This is a genomic window from Sphingomonas sp. (genome assembly GCF_051962185.1).
Lineage (GTDB): Bacteria > Pseudomonadota > Alphaproteobacteria > Sphingomonadales > Sphingomonadaceae > Sphingomonas.
Map to the genome: position 1 here is coordinate 1 of NZ_JBQCCN010000343.1, position 3588 is coordinate 3588.

6 protein-coding genes are annotated in these 3588 nt (G+C 64.7%); 4 read left to right on the forward strand and 2 right to left on the reverse strand.

Annotation, left to right across the window (positions count from 1 at the left end; genetic code table 11):
• Positions 1–508: glutathione S-transferase family protein (locus ACTHJR_RS20810; RefSeq protein WP_440525334.1), on the forward strand; the 508-nt coding region annotated here is incomplete at its 5' end.
• Positions 509–583: 75 nt separating this feature from the next.
• Here the strand turns inward: ACTHJR_RS20810 and ACTHJR_RS20815 are convergent.
• On the reverse strand, positions 584–844 hold the full coding sequence (locus tag ACTHJR_RS20815) for an SWIB/MDM2 domain-containing protein (RefSeq protein WP_440525335.1): 261 nt from the start codon (positions 842–844) through the stop codon (positions 584–586).
• A gap of 45 nt (positions 845–889) precedes the next feature.
• Complete coding sequence (locus ACTHJR_RS20820; RefSeq protein ID WP_440525336.1) at positions 890–1093, reverse strand: DUF2945 domain-containing protein; 204 nt, start codon at positions 1091–1093, stop codon at positions 890–892.
• Between the two features lie 113 nt (positions 1094–1206).
• Here ACTHJR_RS20820 and ACTHJR_RS20825 point away from each other — a divergent pair, with 113 nt between their 5' ends.
• Genes ACTHJR_RS20825 through fghA form a run of 3 tightly spaced genes read left to right on the forward strand, consistent with a single transcriptional unit; the run spans position 1207 to position 3572 of the window.
• On the forward strand, positions 1207–2316 hold the full coding sequence (locus tag ACTHJR_RS20825; protein WP_440525337.1) for an S-(hydroxymethyl)glutathione dehydrogenase/class III alcohol dehydrogenase: 1110 nt from the start codon (positions 1207–1209) through the stop codon (positions 2314–2316).
• Positions 2317–2344: 28 nt separating this feature from the next.
• Positions 2345–2728, forward strand: coding sequence for a VOC family protein (locus ACTHJR_RS20830; RefSeq protein ID WP_440525338.1), 384 nt, complete (start codon positions 2345–2347; stop codon positions 2726–2728).
• 10 nt (positions 2729–2738) lie between these two features.
• Positions 2739–3572, forward strand: coding sequence for an S-formylglutathione hydrolase (gene fghA, locus ACTHJR_RS20835; protein ID WP_440525339.1), 834 nt, complete (start codon positions 2739–2741; stop codon positions 3570–3572).
• The last annotated feature ends 16 nt before the right edge of the window (positions 3573–3588 follow it).

Genomic DNA, 3588 nt, shown 5'->3' on the forward strand with positions numbered 1-3588 from the left:
GCCCGACGCCGCCAATCCGCATCCCGACCAGCGCGTGCCGGCGATCGAATATGCCGGCATGATGGTCGCGGAATCGGTCGCGATCGTCCTGTGCCTGGCGGACGCCTTTCTGCAGGCTCGCCTGGCGCCGGCGCCGGACGCGGCCGAACGCGGCACCTATCTCACCTGGCTCGCCTGGTATGCCGCGGAGATGGAGCCGGCGATGTTCGCGGCGATGTCGGGCGAGCTCGGCAGCGCGCCGCACAAGCAGCGTAATTACGACGCGGTGGTCCGCCGGATCGAGCGTGCGCTGGCCGACGCGCCTTATGTGATGGGGACCGACTTCTCGGGTGCCGACCTGTTGATCGGCAGCGCGCTGGCCTTCGCTCGCCAGGCCTTTCCCGAGAGCAAGCTGATCGACGCTTATGTCGAACGCTGCCGCACGCGGCCGGCGGCGGTGCGCGGTGCCGCGCTGGACGATGCCGCCGGGGTCCAGATCGTGGCGGCGACGGAGAGCGTCGCGGCCTGACGCGATCGTTCCGGCGTGTGAAAAAGGGCACCGCGCGGCTGGCGCGCGGTGCCCTTTCCCGTTTCGCGGTCCGGCTTACGCCTTGACGTGCTTCGAGATGTGCTTGTTCATCTCGAACATCGTGACCTTGTCCTTGCCGAAGACCTTCTTGAGCTTGTCGTCGGCCAGAATCTCGCGCTTGTTGGCGGGGTTCTGCAGGTTGTTCTTCTTGATGTGGTCCCACACCTTGCTGATCACCTGGCTGCGCGGCAGCGGCGCGGTGCCGACGATCGCGCCCAGCTCGGGCGACGGGGTGACGGGCGCATGAATGCCGCCGGTCTTGGGTGCAGTAGCCATTGCATTCCTTCCTGTTCATTTGGCCGGTGTTCCGGCCCAGACTCGTTACGCCTTATGGAGCGCGCCCCTCTTGTGCGCTGCCTTTCCGCCGTTGTCACTCCTTACGATGTATTGCGGATCATCTTTTGACGCCCGAACAACGTGATCCTTGATCCGGGTGTCGCTGGTTTGTTTCTTCTCGACGTGACCATGGGCGGTGCCCCCGTGCGATTTCCAGGTCACCTCGTCGCCTTTCTTCAAATCGCTCATCCTTCTCTCCTGACATTCGAGCCACGTCGGAGCGTCAGCGTTCGGGCGCGACGAAGGTTGCCCGGCGCGACGGTCAGGCTAAAGCGGAACGGAGTAGATCAGGGAGCCACACGATGAAGACCCGCGCCGCCGTCGCATTCGAAGCGAAGAAACCGCTGGAGATCGTCGAGGTCGACCTGGAAGGGCCGAAGGCCGGCGAGGTGCTGGTCGAGATCATGGCGACGGGCATTTGCCACACTGACGCATATACGCTCGATGGCTTTGATTCCGAAGGGATCTTTCCCTCGATCCTGGGACATGAAGGGGCCGGCATCGTGCGCGAGATCGGCCCGGGCGTGACCAGCGTGAAGCCCGGCGATCACGTCATTCCGCTCTACACGCCCGAATGCCGGCAGTGCAAAAGCTGCCTGTCGGGCAAGACCAATTTGTGCACGGCGATCCGCGCGACCCAGGGCAAGGGGCTGATGCCCGACGGCACGACGCGCTTCTCGTACAAGGGCGAGCCGATCTTTCATTATATGGGGTGCTCGACGTTCTCGAACTTCACCGTGCTGCCGGAGATCGCGGTGGCGAAGATTCGCGAGGACGCGCCGTTCCAGACCAGCTGTTACATCGGCTGCGGCGTGACCACCGGCGTGGGGGCCGTAGTGAAGACCGCCAAGGTCGAACCGGGCGCGAACGTAATCGTGTTCGGATTGGGTGGAATCGGCCTGAACGTCATCCAGGGCGCCAAAATGGTCGGCGCGGACAAGATCATCGGCGTCGATCTCAACGATTCGAAGGAGGAATGGGGGCGGCGATTCGGCATGACCCATTTCGTCAATCCGACAAAGGTCGAGGGCGACCTGGTCGCGCATCTGGTGGCGCTGACCGACGGCGGCGCCGACTATACGTTCGACGCCACCGGCAATACCGACGTCATGCGCACGGCGCTCGAGGCCTGCCATCGCGGCTGGGGCACGTCGATCATCATCGGTGTGGCGGAAGCGGGCAAGGAGATCTCCACCCGCCCGTTCCAGCTCGTCACCGGGCGCAATTGGCGCGGCACCGCGTTCGGCGGCGCCAAGGGCCGTACCGACGTGCCCAAGATCGTCGACTGGTACATGCAGGGCAAGATCGCGATCGATCCGATGATCACTCATGTCCTCAAGCTCGAGGACATCAACAAGGGGTTCGACCTGATGCATGCGGGTGAGAGCATCCGCAGCGTCGTGGTGTTCTGAACGCACATTCACCTGGGGAGAGGAAGCCATGTTTTCGCACATGATGGTCGGCAGCAACGATCTCGGCCGGTCGAAGAAGTTCTATGATGCGCTGTTCGGCGCGATCGGCGGCAAGGAAGCGGTGACCGACCCCAAGGGGCGGCTGATGTATTTCCACAACGGCGGCATCTTCATGGTCTCGGCGCCGATCGACGGCCAGCCGGCATGCCACGCCAATGGCGGCACGATCGGGTTCGCGATGGAGACCCCGGCCCAGGCGGATGCCTGGCACGCCGCCGGCGTCGCCAATGGCGGCACCGCGATCGAGGAAGATCCGGGCATTCGCGAGGGCAACGGAATGAAGCTCTACCTCGCCTATCTGCGCGATCCCGACGGCAACAAGCTCTGCGCGCTGCACCGCGTCCCGGCCTGACCGCGTGAGCCTGAACGTCAAATCGACCAATCGAGCGTTCGGTGGCATCCAGGGCGTATACGAACACGCCTCGGCCGCCACCGGCACGCCGATGACCTTTTCGGTGTTCGTGCCCGACCATCCGGACGGCGCGCGACTGCCGGTGCTCTGGTATCTGTCGGGGCTGACCTGCACGCACGCCAACGTCACTGAAAAGGGCGAATACCGCCGAGCGTGTTCCGAGCACGGAATCATCTTCGTCGCCCCCGATACCAGTCCCCGCGGCGACGACGTACCCGACGACGACGCCTATGACTTCGGTAAGGGCGCCGGTTTCTATGTCGACGCGACGCGCCCGCCATGGGCGGCCAATTTCCGCATGCGGTCCTATATCGAGGAAGAGTTGCCGGCGCTGATCGCCGCGGCATTCCCGGCCGCCGACATGACGCGCCAGGGCATCACCGGCCATTCGATGGGCGGGCATGGCGCGCTGACCATGGCGCTACGCAACCCCGATCGCTTCCGCAGCGTCTCGGCCTTCGCGCCGATCGTGTCGCCGCTCCATTGTCCGTGGGGAGAGAAAGCGCTGGACGGCTATTTGGGCGTCGATCGCGCCGCATGGCGGCCCTATGACGCCTGCGCGCTGATCGACGATGGCGCGCGCGTGCCGGAGATCCTGGTCGACCAGGGCGATGCCGACCAGTTCGTCAACGATCAACTCAAGCCCGAATTGCTGGCCGACGCCTGTCACCGCGCCGGGATCGACCTGACCTTGCGGCTCCAGCCGGGCTACGACCACAGCTATTATTTCATCTCGACCTTCATGGCCGATCATATCGCCTGGCACGCCGCCCGGCTGGGCTAATCAGGCGCTCCCGGCG

Coding starts and splice junctions, on each gene's coding strand:
- ACTHJR_RS20825 (WP_440525337.1), top strand. CDS start 1,207: ATGAAGACCCGCGCCGCCGTCGCATTCGAAGCGAAGAAACCGCTGGAG.
- ACTHJR_RS20820 (WP_440525336.1), bottom strand. CDS start 1,093: ATGAGCGATTTGAAGAAAGGCGACGAGGTGACCTGGAAATCGCACGGG.
- ACTHJR_RS20815 (WP_440525335.1), bottom strand. CDS start 844: ATGGCTACTGCACCCAAGACCGGCGGCATTCATGCGCCCGTCACCCCG.
- ACTHJR_RS20830 (WP_440525338.1), top strand. CDS start 2,345: ATGTTTTCGCACATGATGGTCGGCAGCAACGATCTCGGCCGGTCGAAG.